We start from the raw sequence: 15,300 nt of genomic DNA, 5'->3' as shown, positions 1-15,300 counted from the left end.
AGCAGTAGCCGTTGGGCTGATCGGCTGCAATGTGCAGCCGGATGTTCAAACAAAGAGATAGAGCGGCGGTACGATTCGATTTGAAAGCCCGCCGCTCTAAGTCGTCAACGGCTGGAATCGTCCGGGCGGAGAAGCGGCCAATTCCGACCAGTCGATTTCCTCCTCCAGGCGATGATACGCTTCGTCGCCGATCGTTCCGTCGATGCGCAATTGCTCCAGCGCGTCACGCTGGCTCTTGATGGCATAGAGGCGCAACCTGTCGTACTCGGTTGCAGCCTGGGCGTCGTCAGGATTTTCGGCGATCACGCGCTGCGCGGCAAATTGCTCGCGGACCACGGCCGCGGCATTCGATGTCTTGCCGCTCAACACGTCCAGCGCTGCCTGCATGATGGCGACGCGTGCCTGCGCGACCTCGCGGTCGACAGTTTCGTCCGGATCGAGACGAAGCAAGCGCAGCAGCGGCTTCAGGCTGATGCCTTGCAGCACCAGGGTGCCGAGCACGACTGAGAAAGCGGCGAGCACAATCGGGTCGCGGCCGGGAAAGTCAGCCGGCAAGGCAAACGCTGCCGCAAGCGTAACCAGACCGCGCATGCCGCACCAGCCGATCAGCACGCCGCCGCGAAACGACGGCGCCTCGGCCTGCCGGTCCGCGTCACCGAAGCTGGCAAGCCACCTCATGATCGCACCGCATCCCAGCACCCAGACGAGGCGCGAGACGACGACGACAGCCAGCACGGCTGCGGCGAAGACGAACGCTTCGATCTGCCCCTGCTCGGCAAGCCGGCCGACGATCGACCGTGCCTGAAGTCCCATCAGGACGAAGGCCAGCACGTTGAGCACGAACACCGCCGTCTCCCAGACCGAGTAGGAGCTGACGCGATTTCTGGCCGGCATGCGGCGCGGCGCGGTACGTGCGATGGTCATGGCATAGACGACGATCGTTATGATGGCGGAGAGCCCGATCCTGTCGGCCAGGATCCAGACGCCGAACGTCCCGGCAAATTGCACCACCGTGCCACTTGCAGGATCTCTGATGCGACTGAGGGTGACGAGAGACAATCGGCCGAGCACATAGCCCGCGGCGAGGCTGCCGACTGTCGACAGCAAGATCATCGGAACCGCGCTGCTCAGCAGGATGGAGCCGGCAGTTGCGGAAACCGCCATGCGGTAGATCAGCAGTGCCGTGGCGTCGTTGAGCAGGCTTTCGCCTTGCAGGATCGTGGTGACGCGGTGCGGCACCTTGAACTGTCCAAGCACGGCCGACGCCGCCACGGCATCGGGCGGCGCCACGATCGCGCCAAGGGCAATGGCCGCAGCGATCGGCAGGCTTGCCATTGTCCATCCGACGAACGCCACGACAGCGGTGGTGAAAACGACGGCGCCCAGTGCCAGCAGGACAAGCGGCAGCCTGTAGCGATTGAGATCGCGCAGCGACGTGTCGTAGGCCGCGTCGAGAAGCACCGGCGCGATGAACAAGGCGAGCGCCAGTTCGGGATCGATCTCGATGGTCGGCGCAAACGGCAAGAAGGCGATGCCCGCGCCTGCCAGCGCCAGCAACGACGGATAGGGAACCTGGAGACGCCGCGACAACGCCGTCAGCGCGACGGCGATCAGCAGGAGAACAAGGGTCAGCTCGAAAAGCGCCATGCCTCATCGTAGCGGTGAAGCCGGGCGATTGGCACTGCAAAAACGGCGATGGCTCGGCTGGTGAATGGTGAATGGTGAATGGTGAATGGTGAATGGTGAATGGTGAATGGTCGGTTGCAAAGAAATTTCGCCGCGTAAAGTGCCTTCTTGCTACTCACTATTCACTATACACCATTTCACCATTCACTCTTCCCCTAATGCAGCACCAGCATGTCGCCCGACGAGAACGAAATCTCGGCCTTCTCGCCGACAGCGGGCGGCGGCGCGGCCGGGCTGTTGAACGTGTCGAGCGACACCGTGCTGCCGCCGATGCCGACGCGAACCCGGATGACCGAGCCGAGGAAGTGCACTTCGGTGATCTCGCCCGAAAGACTGGAGTCGCGGCCGGGATGGCGGCCGAGCGAAATCGCCTCGGGCCGCAGCGCCAACGACAGCGTGTCGCCGGACTTGGAGCCGTTCAGCTTTCCCTGCAGCGAGACCTCTTGCGAATTGACGCGCACCTTGCCCGAGGCTGCATCGGTGACGGTGCCTTCGAGCACGTTCAGCGTGCCGACGAAATTGGCGACGAACTTGGTTGCCGGCCGGTTGTAGATCTCGAACGGCGTGCCGACCTGCTCGGCCTTGCCGCCATACATGACGGCGATGCGGTCGGAGATCGACAGCGCCTCTTCCTGGTCGTGGGTGACGAAGATTGTGGTGATGCCGAGCCTCTTCTGGATCGAGCGGATTTCCTCGCGCAGCGACACGCGCACCTTGGCGTCGAGCGCCGATAACGGCTCGTCGAGCAGCAGGAGCTTCGGCTTCGGCGCAATCGCCCGCGCCAGCGCGATACGCTGCTGCTGGCCGCCGGAGAGCTGATAGGGATAACGGTCGCCCATCTGCGGCAGCTTGATGAGGTCGAGCATCTCGGCAACGCGCCTGTCGGCATCGGCCTTTGGCATGCCCGCGACCTTAAGCCCGAAGCCGATGTTTTGCGCCACGGTCAGGTTGGGAAACAGAGCATAGGCCTGGAACACCATGCCGACATTGCGCTGGTTGGGTTTGAGCCGGGTGATATCCTTGCCGGCCACGACGATCTTGCCGGCGCTCGGCTCCTCGAAGCCGGCGACCATACGCAGCACCGTCGTCTTGCCGCAGCCCGACGGCCCGAGGAAGGAGACGAATTCGCCCGGCTCGACGTCGAGGTTGAAATCCTGGACGACGGTGGTGGCGCCGAAGGATTTTCGAACCTGCTGGATGGAGAGGAATGGCTCGGCCATGGCTTTTCTTTCGGTCAGTACTTTTTCGATCAGTTTGGCCGGTTCGCCGATCGCGGCGCAAAACGCGACAGGATCTGGATCAGCGACATGCAGCCCCAGGTAATGGCGAAGGCGATGATGGCAAGTGCCGCCGGCTCATAGGCGCGATTGGCGCCGATGTTCTGCAGGTAGGGACCGAAGGCCGGCCGATTGAGCAGGCTGGCCATGGTGAATTCGCCGAGGACGATAGCGAAGGTAAGGAAGGCGCCCGACAATACCGCGATCAGCACATTGGGCAGAATGACACGGGCGATGATCGTGCCCCAGCCGGCGCCGAGGATCTGCGCCGCTTCCGTCAGCGTGCGCACGTCGATAGTGCGAAGCCCGGTGTCGACGGCGCGGTACATATAGGGCAGCGCCAGCGTCGCATAGCCGATGACCAGCAAGGCGTTGCTGCCCGTGTCGCTCGCCAGGAACGGCAGCGGCGAGTTCGATCCGTACATTCTGATGTAGCCGAAGACGATGACGATGGCGGGGATAACCAGCGGCAGCAGAGTGATGAACTCGACGACCGGTCTCAGTTGCGGCAGCCGTAGCCGGATCCAGTAGGCGGTGGGCACAACAATGAGCACGCCGAGGATGATGGTGAAGATGGCGGCAAGCACCGAATAGCCGAAGGTCGCCTGGAAGCGGGGGTCGCCTAGCACGACCTCGTAGGCGTCGAAGGAATAGACCCCGCGCCGCATGCGCATCGAGAATTCCACGGTCGCGATCAGCGGAATGAAGAAATAGGCCGCGCCCAGCGCGAAGACGACCCAGGCCCAGAAACGTCCGCTCTTCATTTGAGCCACCTTTCGCTGCGCGTCCGGAACCAGATGTAGAAGACGTTGGCGAGGCCGGTGATGACGATCATGCCGAAGGCAATGGCATAGCCGAGATGCGGGTTGTGCAGCACGTCGCCGCGGATCTGTGCGTAAAGCACGATGGGAATGATGTTGAGCGACGAGCCGGTCAGCGCATAGGCGGTGGCGATAGCGCCGAAGGCGTTGGCAAACAGCAGGATGACGGTGCCGAGAAAACTCGGCCATATCACTGGGATGACGACCATGCGCCAGTATTGCGCCGTGGTGGCGCCAAGCGTCGCGGCCGCCTCGCCCCATTCCTTCTTCAGTCCGTCGATCGCCGGCGTGATGATGACCACCATCAGCGGGATCTGGAAATAGACATAGGTCAGCGTCAGGCCCCAGAACGACAGGATGTTGAAGCCGTGGGCGTAAATGTTGAGGCCGAACACGGTGTTCAGGATCACCGTCGCGAGGCCGAGCCGGCCGAGCGTAGCGAGGAACGCAAAGGCTAGCGGCACGCCGGCGAAATTCGAAGCCACGCCGGAAAAGGTCAGCGTCGCCGAACGTATCCAGTTCGGCAGGCCGCCGCGCACGATGGCAATGGCAATGGCCAAACCGGCAAATGCCCCGATGAGCGACGAAGCGAGGCTGATCTTGATCGAGATCCAGTAGGCGGCAAGGATAGTGGGCAGCCTGCAGTTTCCGTCGACCCAGGAGATCCAGGAATCATATTGGCACTGTATGTAGTTCGACAGATTGGGTGGGTCGAAGATACCGACAATGTTGTCGAAGGTGAACGTGCCGGCAGCGTTCTGGAAGGCGCCAAGCACCAGATAGAGTGTGGGCAGGACCAGGAACATGATGGCGAAGATGAAGAACGGCGCCACGCCCAGCCATTGCGTCGGCAGCCGAAACGCGCGCGCCTCGCTGGGCGGCGCCGTCTTCCCGGCAATCGCGTGATCGGAAAGCGAGAGATCGGTCATGCGCCGGCTACCGTCTAATCGCATCGGCCCGAAAATCGAACTCGATTTTCGGAAAGCACGATGCGGAAATTTGAGTTCTAGAGCGTACTTTGTGCGTCCGACGCGCGTCGCTCTAGCGGGAATACCGGGCGGCGGTGAAGCCGCCCGGCGGTTTTCAACCTTACTGAACGTTGGCGCCGACGACGGCGTCCCAGTTCTTGGTGATGACTTCCTTGGCCTTGCCCTGCTCATCGAGCGACGGGAACACCGCGGCCTCATAGGATGCGGCCGGCGGCAGCTTGGCCATCACGTCCTCCGGGATTTTGCCGTTCTTGGCGAGATCGTTGAAGCGGATCGGGTGGCAATAGCCCTTCAGCCAGCCAATCTGGCCTTCGTCGGAATAGAGATATTCCAGCCAGAGCTTGGCAGCGTTCGGATGCGGCGCGTAGGCGCTGATCGCCTGCACGTAGACGCCCGCGACGACACCGGTCTTCGGCACGACGACGTCGACCGGCGGATTGCCTTTCAGCGTGTCGCGGCCGGCAAGCGCGTTGTAGTCCCAGTTGATCAGGATCGGTGTCTGACCCTGTGCAAGCGTCGCCGGCTTGCCGATGACCGGAACGAAATTGCCGGCGGCATTGAGCTTCTTGAAGAACTCGAGGCCGGCAGTACCTGCGGCTTCACCGGCCGCGGCGCCGCTTGAAAGACCAGCGGCGTAGACCGCCTGGATTGCCTGATTCGAGGCGCGTGGATCACCGGCGAGCGCGACGGCGTTGGCGTATTCCGGCTTAAGAAGATCGGCCCAATCAGTCGGCACTTCCTTGACCAGATCCTTGTTCACCATCATCGCCAGCACGCCGTAATAGTCGCCGGTCCAGTAGCCTTCGGGATCCTTGGCGCTGTCGGGGATCGTGTCCCAGGTCGACACCTTGTAGGGTTGAATCAGGCCGTCGGCCTTGGCGGTCGGGCCGAAGGACAGGCCGACGTCGATGACGTCGGGCGCCTGCGGGCCCTTATTGTCCTTGTTGGCCTTGATCGCCTCGATCTCGTCGCCGGAGCCGGCATCGGGGTTGAGCTCGTTTACAGTGATTTCCGGATATTTCGCCTTGAATCCGGCGATCACCGCGCCATAGCCGCACCAGTCATGCGGCAGCGCTATGGTGGTGAGCTGGCCTTCCGCCTTGGCGGCGGCGACCAGTTCATCCATGGATTGCGCCGACGAGATGGCAGAGGTCGCCATCAGGGCGACGGCCGTAAGGGAAAGCACTTTTCCCGTGAATTTGAACATGTGTTCTCTCCGTTGAACTGACGCCGTTTGGACGCCTGCGATGCGGTATCGTTTTCGTGTGACGGCCCGATGAATGGTTTGTGAAAGCGATGCCCTGCAGTATGAAAAAGTAAACTCTTTTTAACCGGCTGTAGCAATCGCTTCACGACTATTTTTCCGGCTAATAAGTTTCGGTCTTGCCTTTCATCTTTCCCCCTTTCTTTGCCTTTGTTTCCCAAATCGATCTCCGGCGCGAATACTGTCTCAGACAGTGCCGGCAATGGCGTTGTCGAGCAGCGTCAGCGCCGCCTTCCTGGTTAGCTTGACCGGGTTGCCGCCGGCGGTCGGATCGACCACCGCCATGTCGGCGATCAGGCCCCTGCGCTTCTTGTCCATGTCGAGCCCGTTGATCAGGCTCGGCAGCGCGTGCGGCACCTTCAATTCTTTGCGCAGCTTGATGACGGCCTTGGCGAAACCGTCGAAGCCGCCCTTGATGCCGCAATAAGCCGCGAGCCGGGTGATGCGCGCCTCGATTGCATCGCGGTTGAAGGCCAGCACGTAAGGCATGAACACGGCGTTGGTCATGCCGTGATGAGTGTCGTAGAGCGCGCCGATCGGATGCGACAGCGAGTGGATGGCGCCCAGCCCTTTCTGGAAGGCGGCAGCACCCATCGCTGCCGCGCTCATCATGTGGGCGCGGGCGACGAGATCCTTGCCGTTGGCATAGGCTTTCGGCAGGTTTTCCAAGACGAGCCGCACGCCTTCGACGGCGATGCCATCGGCCATCGGATGATACCCCGGCGCGCAATATGCTTCGAGGCAGTGAGCAAGTGCATCCATGCCCGTGCCGGCGGTGATAAAGCCGGGCATGCCGACCGACAGTTCCGGATCGGCGATGACGATCGCCGGCAAAAGTTTCGGATGGAAGATGACCTTCTTGGTGTGGCTCGCTTCATTGGTGATGACGCCGGCGCGGCCGACCTCCGAGCCGGTGCCGGCCGTGGTCGGCACCGCGACGATCGGTGCGATCGCGTCGGAGTTGGCGCGCGTCCACCAGTCGCCGATATCCTCGAAATCCCAGACCGGCCGCGTCTGGCCGGCCTGGAAGGCGATCAGCTTGCCGAGGTCGAGCGCCGAGCCGCCGCCGAAGGCGATGACGCCGTCATGCTTGCCTTTCTTGAACACGGCAATGCCGGCGGTCAGGTTGGAGTCCACCGGGTTCGGCTTGACCTCGGAAAACACGCCATAGGGCACCTTGGCGTCGTCGAGGATCTTCAACGTAGAAGCGACGACCGGCAGCTTGGCCAGCCCTGGATCGGTGACGAACAGCGGCCGCTTGATGCCGGTGGCATCAAGCACATCAGGCAATTCCTTGATGCGCCCCGCGCCGAAGCGCACGGTTGTCGGATAGTTCCATTTGGAAATCAATTTTGTCATTTCTGTCTTTCGAAAAAATCAGATGGCTTCACGCAGATGATATGATTTCGGCCTCGTCAGATTGTCGTAGCCGATGGCCGAGAGTGCGGCGCCCTTGCCAGTGTCCTTGACGCCGGTCCAGACCAGCGCCGGGTCGAGATAGTCGCAGCGGTTCATGAAAACGGAGCCGGTCTCGACGCGATCACCGATCGCCGCCGCATGGTCGGTGTCGCGCGTCCAGATCGAGGCCGTCAGCCCGTAGGGGCTGTCGTTCATCAGCGCGATCGCCTCCTCGTCGTTGCGCACCTTCATGATGCCGACGATTGGCCCAAAGCTCTCCTCGCGCATGACACTCATCTGGTGATCGACCCCGGTCAGCACTTCAGGCGCCAGATAGGGCGAGCCTTGCTCGTCATTGGCCAGCTTCATGTTGATGTGCGCCCTGGCACCCTTGCGCAGCGCCTCGGCCTTCTGCTCGCGGATCAGGTCGGCAAAGCGCGCCTGTGCCATCGGTCCCATCGTCGTCGCCTGGTCGAGCGGGTTACCGACGACGTAGTTCCTGGTTTCGGCGATGAAGCCTTCGACGAACTCGTCATAGACCTTCTCGTGGATATAGACGCGCTCGATGCCACAGCAACACTGGCCGGAATTGTAGAAGGCGCCGTCGACCAGGTTGGCGACGGCGTGGTCCATCTTGGCATCGGCCAGGACATAGGCCGGATCCTTGCCGCCGAGTTCAAGGCCGAGCGTCATGAAGGTGCCCGCTGCGGCCTTTTCGATGGCGCGGCCGCCGGCGACCGAGCCGGTGAAATTGACATGGTCGATCTTGCCCGAGCCGAGCAGTCTTTCGGTCTGCGCATGGTTCAAGACGAGGTTCTGGAACAGACCCTTGGGCAGGCCTGCCTTGTCGAACGCCTGTTGAAAGCGGTCGCCGACCAGCAGCGTCTGCGCCGCATGCTTGAGGATGACGGCGCTGCCGGCCATCAGCGCCGGCACGATGGTGTTGACGGCGGTGAGATAGGGGTAGTTCCACGGCGCGATCACCATGACCACGCCGAGCGGCACCTTCTTCACATAGCGGCGAAACCCGTCCTTCGGATTGGAGGCCATCACCGGCTTGAGTGCCGCTTCGGCGATCTCGACCATATAGCTGGTGCGTTCCCTGACGCCGCCGAACTCGCCGCCATAGCGCACCGGGCGGCCCATCTGCCAGGCGATCTCCGGCACGATCTCGTCGGTCATGGCGACCAGCGCTTCCAGCATGCCGAGCATGTACTTGCCGCGCTCGACGATCGGCGTCTCAGCCCATTTCTCCTGCGCCGCCTTGGCACGCTCGACCGCCGCATTGATCGCCTGGTCCGTGGCCACAGGCCGCTCGGCATAGATCGAACCATCGACGGGAGATTTTATCTTGACCGTTTCGGTCATTCCTTGGGTCCTCGCAATTTACGACAATCTCGGTTTTGAGCCGCCCGCCCGTCCGGCAGCAAAGCTGAACGGCGACGCTGGCGTAGTTTAGTACCGCTCAAACCCCCTGTGCAGTTCCCAATCGGTAATGCGGCGGTCGTATTCGAACTGCTCCCAGTGCGCCGTATGGACATAATGCTCGAGCACGCCGTCGCCGAGCGCCTGCTTCAGCATCTCCGATTTTGCCAGCGTCTCGGTGGCGTCACGCAGGGTCTTCGGAATTTCCGGCAGCTGCGAGGCTTGATAGGCATCGCCGACGAAGGGTTTTTGCAGTTCAAGCTTTTCGTCGATGCCGGCCAGGCCGGCCGCGATCAGCGCGGCGAAGGCGAGATAGGGGTTGAGATCGGCGCCGCCGATGCGGCATTCCATGCGGATGCCCTTGGTGCCCTCGCCGCACAGGCGGAAACCGGCGGTGCGGTTGTCCTCGCTCCACATGATCTTGGTCGGCGCGAAGGTGCCGGCCTGGAAGCGCTTGTAGGAGTTGACGTAGGGCGCCAGGAACCAGGTGAATTCTCTGGCATATTTGAGCTGGCCCGCCGCCCATTGCTGGCCGAGCGTCGACAGTGTCCATTCGGCCTTTCTGTCGTAAAAAAGCGGCGTCTCGCCGTCGGCGCTCCACAGCGAATTGTGGATATGGCTGGAATTGCCGGCCAGCCCGTAATTGTACTTGGCCATGAACGAAATCGCCTTGCCTTCGGACTCAGCGATTTCCTTGGCGCCGTTCTTCAGGATGACGTGGCGGTCGGCCATCTCGAGCGCCTCGGCATAGCGGACATTGATTTCTTCCTGGCCCGGACCCCACTCGCCCTTGGAGTTCTCGATCGGAATGCCGGCTGCCTGCATCTCGTTGCGCAGCCGGCGCATGACGCCTTCTTCCTTGGTGGTGATGCCGATCTGGTAGTCGCCGATATAGGGCGAGGCTGTGTCGAGGCCCTGCCAGTGCTTCTTGCGGGCGGAATCGTAGGTTTCGCTGAACAGATAGAATTCGAGCTCGGAGGCGAAATAGCCGAGATAGCCGCGCTCGGTCAGCCGCTTGACCTGCTTCTTCAGGATGGCGCGCGGCGAATGCGGCAGGTCGTCATGGGTGTGGTGGTCGAGCACGTCGCAGATCACCACCGCCGTCTTTTCCAGCCATGGAATGCGCCGCAGCGTCGACAGATCCGGCTTCATGACGAAGTCGCCATAGCCTTTCGACCAGCTCGCCGCCTTGTAGCCGGGCACCGGTTCCATATCGATGTCGGCGGCCAGGAGATAGTTGCAGCCATGCGTCTCGTCATGGGCGGAATCGACGAAATACTGTGCCAGGAACCGCTTTCCCGCCAGCCGCCCCTGCATGTCGACAATGCACGCCAGCACGGTGTCGACCTCGCCGCTGGAGACCGCTTTCTTCAACTGATCGAACGAAAAATTTCCGGCCATTTAAAACTCCAGCGTCCAGGTTCGCAAAGCCGCCCGCCGAAGCGGGCGGCCTTGTTCGCAGTCTCAATCAGCCGTAGCGATAGGGCGCCCCGGCCTTCCTCATCGATTCGTTGTACTTCTTGATGATGTCGACGACCTTTGCGCTGCGCTCGCTCTGCGCGGCGATCTCGTCCCAGAACTTTACTGCCTCTTCCTCGACCTTCGACCATTCCGCATCCGGAATGGTGGTGAGCTCAAGCTTGCCGGTGTTGCGGTAGTTGGCTTCGCCAGCCCAGTACCAATGCTGGCGATAGTAGTGTGAGGCATCGATTGCCAGGCGGAAGAGCTGCTGCAGATGCTCGGGCACAGCCTTCCACTTCCCGGTATTGACGAAGTAGGAGCCGGCCCAAGCGCCCGACAGCGGGTTCGTTAGGTAGTATTTCAGCGCGTCGGCCCAGCCCACGGTATGCATCTCTGTGATGCCGCACCAGCACACACCGTCGAGTTCTCCGGTCTGCATGGCGGGTTGCACGTCCTCGTAGGGAAGCGACACCGGCACCACTCCGAAGCGCGACAGGAACTGGCCGCCGGTAGGGAAGGTGTAGACGCGCAAGCCCTGCAGGTCGGCGAGGGACTTGATCGGCTTCGTCGTGCCGAAGTTGCAGGGGTCCCAGGCGCCGGTGGAGAGCCATGTCACGTCGGGAATCTCGGCATAGGCCTCTTCCCAGATCTCCTTCAGACCGTGCCAGTGCCACAGCGCCGGCACATCGAGGGAATAACGCGCGGCGAGCGGGAAATAAGCGCCGAACACCTTGACGTCGACCGGAGCGGCGGCCGAATCGTCGTCGCTCTGGGCCGCATCGATCGTGCCCGACTGGACAGCACGAAACAGCTCGCCATGCGGGACGAGTTGATCTGCGGTGTAGAGCTCGATCACCATCTCGCCATTGGCGGCTTTGTTGAACCAGTCGATCGAGTTCTTGATGACGTGCTCGGCCAAGGCCGGACCGGCATAGGTCTGCAGGCGCCATGTTATCGGGCTCTGTGCCTTGACGTAGGGCATGGCCAGCGTGGACGCACCGACCGCGCCCGCGGTCGTCAATCCCGCTTTTCGCAGGAAATCGCGTTTGTTTATTTTTCTTGTTTGCTCAGTCATCGTTCCGTTCTCCTCTTCGACACTCCTGCATGCGTGCAGGTCCACTATTTCCTGGGAAGCTCATTCTTCCTCTTTTGGTTCTTTCCTCGACGCATCACCCATTTCCAGTTGCCTATCGTCCCGAATAGAGGCTTGGCAGCCACAGCGCGATCTGCGGGAAAATCATGATGATGATCAGCGACAGCACCATCAGGAAGAAGAATGGCACGATGGAGCGATAGATGTCGGCCAACGTGATCTCGGGCGGCGCCATTGCGCGCATCAGGAACAGATTATAGCCGAAGGGCGGTGTGATGTACGCGATCTGGCAGGTGATCGTGTAGAGGATGCCGAACCAGATCGGATTGAAGCCGAGGCTGATAACCAGCGGGATGTAGAGCGGCGCGACGATGACCAGCATCGCGGTGTCGTCGAGAAACATTCCCATGACGATGAAGGAGAGGAGCATCAGCACCAGGATGGTCCACGGGCTGAACTCCCATGTGTCGATCAGCAGCGCCTTGACCGCCTTTACCGCGCCCAGCCCGTCATAGACCGAGCTGAAGCATAGCGCGCCGAGGATGATCCAGAGGAACATGCAACTGATGCCAAGCGTGTTACGCGTAGCCGTCTCGAAGGATTTCCGGTTCAGGTTTCCCGCCCACCAGGCGCCGAGCGTTGCCAGCACCGCCCCCACGACCGAGCTTTCCACGAGGCTCGTCACTCCGGTCATGAACATGCCCATCATGACGCCGAAAATGGCAATCGGCAGCAGACCTTCCCTGAGCAGGGCGAACTTTTCGGCGCGAGTGATCAGCGCGCGCTCATCGGCCGGCAGCGCCGGGCCGGCTTCCGGCTGGATGAGACAGCGTAGATAGACATAGACGCCGAAGATCAGCGCCATCAGCAGGCCAGGGCCAACCCCGGCCAGCCAAAGGTCCAGCACCGGCTGCCGGGCGATCATGGCGTAGAGCACCAGGACGACGCTCGGCGGTATCAGGATACCGAGCGAGGAACCTGCCTGGATGACACCGGTGACCATCGACTTGTCGTAGCCGTGGCGCAGCAACTGCGGCAGAGCGATCGTCGCGCCGATCGCCATGCCGGCCACCGACAGGCCGTTGAGCGCGGCAACCAGCACCATCAGGCCGATCGTGCCCAGCGCCAGCCCACCGCGCACCGGCCCGAACCAGACGTGGAACATCCGGTAGAGGTCTCCCGCCAGGCCGGATTCCGACAGCATGTAGCCCATGAAGATGAAGAAGGGCACGGTGATCAGCGGGTACCAGTTCAATACCTGGAAGGAGGCGTTGAAGGGCATCTCGAAGGATCCCTGCCCCCACAGCCACAGGGCCGCCGCCGAACCGACGAAGCCTATGACGCCAAAGACGCGCTGTCCGGTGAAGAGCAGCACCATCATGGTTCCGAACATGAAAAGGGTGATCGCCTCGGAACTCATGCGATCGGCTTCCCGCGGGCAATGGCTACGTCTTTGATGAAGGTCGAGATGCACTGCAGCAACATCAGGAAGACGCCCGTCGTCATCACCACCTTGATCGGCCAGAGCACGGGAGACCAGGCCGAGTAGTTCTTCTGATTGTATTGGATGGCGTAGTTTGTGCTCGACAGGCCACCGCCGAGAAGCACGACCAGGAAGAAGATAACAAAAAGGATGGTGATGGCGTCGGTGATCGCACGCTTCCTTGCATTGAGGCGGCTATAGAAGAGGTCCATCCGCACATGTTGATCGAGTTGCAGGGCATAGGCGCCACCTACCAGATAGTAGGCGGAGAGCAGGAACTGCGACATTTCCAGCACCCAGTTGATCGGCACGCCGAAAATGATCCGCGACAGCGTCGAGTAGAGCAGGATCGCGCCCATGACGAACAGCAGGTACATGGCGACGCGTCCGACGCGATAGTTTATCGCGTCAACGTAGCGGACAAAAAGCTGTGCGGCTTGGGGCAATGGTCTCTTCCTGTCGAATTATCGGATCGGATGGGCCGGGATCGGCCTGCCGCGCCGCGGCAGGGAATCGGGACCCATTGATGGTTCCGGCGTGTGAATGCCAACGAAGATGCCCGCGAGCAGATCCCCCCATTTTCGCTGCCCGGCTCCGTCGGATATTTCGTCGTTGCGGATTTCGATCATCGCGCAGGGTAACCCCCGCGGGCGCGCGTGCCGTTCCAGCGTGAAATAGACGCGGTCGGCCGGCGAATAGGGTTCGTTGACGCCGACTGTGACGCCGGCGAGCCGCTGCAACGCGGCGACAAGCGGCGCTGCCAGCCGACGATCCTCGTCATGGATGACGCCGATGTGCCAGGGCCGGCTCTTGCCGTTGTAGACCGGGTTGAAGGAATGGATTGAAACCAGCCGCGTCTCGAGCCCGCGCGCCAGCCTTGTGTCGATGATGTCAGCGACCGCATCATGAAAGGGTTGCCAGGACAGAGCGATGCGCGCGGTGCGCTGCTTCTGCGACAGGCCGGCATTGCCCGGAATGGCCGTGCTCTCGCTGACCGGCGGCACCAGATCGGGTGCGTCGAGCGGGCGATTGCAGTCGATGACAAGCCGCGAAATGCGAGTCTCGACCAGCGTCGCGTCAAGCGCCTCGGCCATGCGGCGGGCCACCGGCAGCGCGCCGGGATCCCAGGCGATGTGGCGGGAAAGCTCTTCGGCAGCAAGGCCGAGCGTTCCGAATTCCGGCGGCAGGAAGTTGGAGGCGTGGTCGCAGGTCAACACGAAAGGGCTCGATCCGCCGGGGTTCGTCACCCCTACGGTTTCAGGCGATGCAAGGCTGGCGGGCCGTGCTGTCTCCATTATCCTGTCGTCCCCGGGGAGCGCTGTATCGTATGTTACGTATTTTGCCTCATTGCGTCCCTGTGGATGATTTCATACAGTTTGTCAGGCTTTGTCAAACGCGATTTCGGCAAAGCGGCCAAGGGTGGGGAAAAGATGATTTCGAGCATTGCCGAACTGATCTCGGACCGCATCGGCACGATGCCGGCGGGCGAGCGCCGCGCAGCGCAGACGCTGATCGCCAGCTATCCGCTGATCGGTCTGAAGACGGTCGCCGAATTCTCAGCTGCCGCCGGTGTCTCCTCGCCGACCATCCTGCGTTTCGTCGCCCGGCTCGGTTTCCAGAACTACCCGGAGTTCCAGTCGGCGCTGCAGGACGAACTGGCGGCGCAACTGCAGTCGCCGGCGTCGCGCACGCTCAATCCGCCATCGCCGAACGGCGGCACGGTGTCGCCGATGCTGGAGGCGACGCTCGACAACATGCGCGAGACGTTCAGGCACTTGTCTGAAAAGCAGCTTGCCGACATCGTCGCAAAGCTTGCCGACCGACGCGGCAAAACCTTCCTGATCGGCGGCCGCTTCACCGATCCGCTGGCGCGCTACATGGCCGCTCACCTCGCCATCATCCAGCCCAATGTCTTTCACCTCGCCGGACAGGAAAGCGTCTGGCGCGACCGGCTGATCGACATGGGTAAGCGCGACGTGCTGGTGATCTTCGACATCAGGCGCTACCAGGACAGCCTGGTCCGCTTCGCCGAGACGGCGCACCAGCGCGGCGTGCAGATCGTGCTGTTCACCGACCAGTGGCTGTCGCCGATCGCCCGCTTCGCCCGCCATGTCATAGCCGGGCGCACTGCGGTGCCCTCGGCCTGGGACTCCTCGGCGGCCCTTTTCGTCGTGGCCGAAACGCTGATCGGCGCCGTCACCCGGCAGCTCGAGGCCGACGGCGCCAAACGCATCCGCGAGCTGGAAAGCCTGCGGTAGGGAATAGGGACGCGGCCTGAACTCGACCGCATGATCGCTTCCATGCCGGAGAAGGCGGCCAGCAGGCCGCAAACGCAAAACGGCCCGCGTGATGCGGGCCGTTTTGTGGATTTGGTTGCGGGGACAGGATTTGAACCTGTGACCT

General features: G+C 62.1%; 13 protein-coding genes. 1 reads left to right on the top strand and 12 read right to left on the bottom strand.

The genetic code is table 11. The features are described 5' to 3' along the window. Positions 1-96: 96 nt before the first annotated feature. From AC0L3D_RS28645 to AC0L3D_RS28590, 12 genes are all read right to left on the bottom strand, one after another. Positions 97-1,647, bottom strand: a complete 1,551-nt coding sequence (locus tag AC0L3D_RS28645) for a cation:proton antiporter (RefSeq protein ID WP_287175713.1) — start codon at positions 1,645-1,647, stop codon at positions 97-99. Between the two features lie 194 nt (positions 1,648-1,841). Next, positions 1,842-2,906, bottom strand: coding sequence for an ABC transporter ATP-binding protein (locus AC0L3D_RS28640; protein WP_287176393.1), 1,065 nt, complete (start codon positions 2,904-2,906; stop codon positions 1,842-1,844). A 29-nt stretch (positions 2,907-2,935) separates the two neighbouring features. Further along, the gene (locus AC0L3D_RS28635) at positions 2,936-3,727 is read right to left on the bottom strand and encodes an ABC transporter permease (RefSeq protein WP_473627465.1); all 792 of its coding nucleotides are present in this window, start codon (positions 3,725-3,727) and stop codon (positions 2,936-2,938) included. Further along, positions 3,724-4,713 (bottom strand): ABC transporter permease, encoded by a 990-nt coding sequence (locus tag AC0L3D_RS28630; RefSeq protein ID WP_027153284.1) that lies wholly within the window; start codon positions 4,711-4,713, stop codon positions 3,724-3,726. Before AC0L3D_RS28630 ends, AC0L3D_RS28635 begins: the two co-directional genes overlap by 4 nt. A 160-nt stretch (positions 4,714-4,873) precedes the next feature. Continuing rightward, entirely contained in the window at positions 4,874-5,980 is a 1,107-nt protein-coding gene (locus AC0L3D_RS28625) for an ABC transporter substrate-binding protein (RefSeq protein WP_023798107.1), read from the bottom strand. A 243-nt stretch (positions 5,981-6,223) separates the two neighbouring features. After that, positions 6,224-7,396, bottom strand: coding sequence for an iron-containing alcohol dehydrogenase (locus AC0L3D_RS28620; RefSeq protein WP_473627463.1), 1,173 nt, complete (start codon positions 7,394-7,396; stop codon positions 6,224-6,226). A gap of 18 nt (positions 7,397-7,414) precedes the next feature. Further along, a complete protein-coding gene (locus AC0L3D_RS28615) occupies positions 7,415-8,803 on the bottom strand; it encodes an aldehyde dehydrogenase family protein (protein ID WP_473627462.1) in 1,389 nt (462 codons plus the stop codon). Positions 8,804-8,890: 87 nt separating this feature from the next. Beyond that, positions 8,891-10,261 (bottom strand): glutamine synthetase family protein, encoded by a 1,371-nt coding sequence (locus tag AC0L3D_RS28610; RefSeq protein ID WP_473627461.1) that lies wholly within the window; start codon positions 10,259-10,261, stop codon positions 8,891-8,893. Positions 10,262-10,328: 67 nt separating this feature from the next. Continuing rightward, the gene (locus AC0L3D_RS28605) at positions 10,329-11,396 is read right to left on the bottom strand and encodes a TRAP transporter substrate-binding protein (protein ID WP_473627459.1); all 1,068 of its coding nucleotides are present in this window, start codon (positions 11,394-11,396) and stop codon (positions 10,329-10,331) included. Positions 11,397-11,508: 112 nt separating this feature from the next. Further along, complete coding sequence (locus AC0L3D_RS28600; protein ID WP_473627458.1) at positions 11,509-12,834, bottom strand: TRAP transporter large permease; 1,326 nt, start codon at positions 12,832-12,834, stop codon at positions 11,509-11,511. Next, entirely contained in the window at positions 12,831-13,343 is a 513-nt protein-coding gene (locus AC0L3D_RS28595) for a TRAP transporter small permease subunit (protein WP_292410106.1), read from the bottom strand. Before AC0L3D_RS28595 ends, AC0L3D_RS28600 begins: the two co-directional genes overlap by 4 nt. Positions 13,344-13,361: 18 nt before the next feature. Then, positions 13,362-14,192 (bottom strand): N-formylglutamate amidohydrolase, encoded by an 831-nt coding sequence (locus AC0L3D_RS28590; RefSeq protein WP_473646539.1) that lies wholly within the window; start codon positions 14,190-14,192, stop codon positions 13,362-13,364. Between the two features lie 135 nt (positions 14,193-14,327). Between AC0L3D_RS28590 and AC0L3D_RS28585 the strand changes: the two genes are divergently transcribed. Then, positions 14,328-15,155, top strand: coding sequence for a MurR/RpiR family transcriptional regulator (locus AC0L3D_RS28585; protein WP_473627455.1), 828 nt, complete (start codon positions 14,328-14,330; stop codon positions 15,153-15,155). Positions 15,156-15,300 lie beyond the last annotated feature (145 nt).

It is taken from the genome of Mesorhizobium sp. WSM4837, assembly GCF_055811435.1.
The sequence above is the reverse complement of the archived record's forward strand: the minus strand, read 5'-3'. Positions and strand labels throughout refer to the sequence as shown.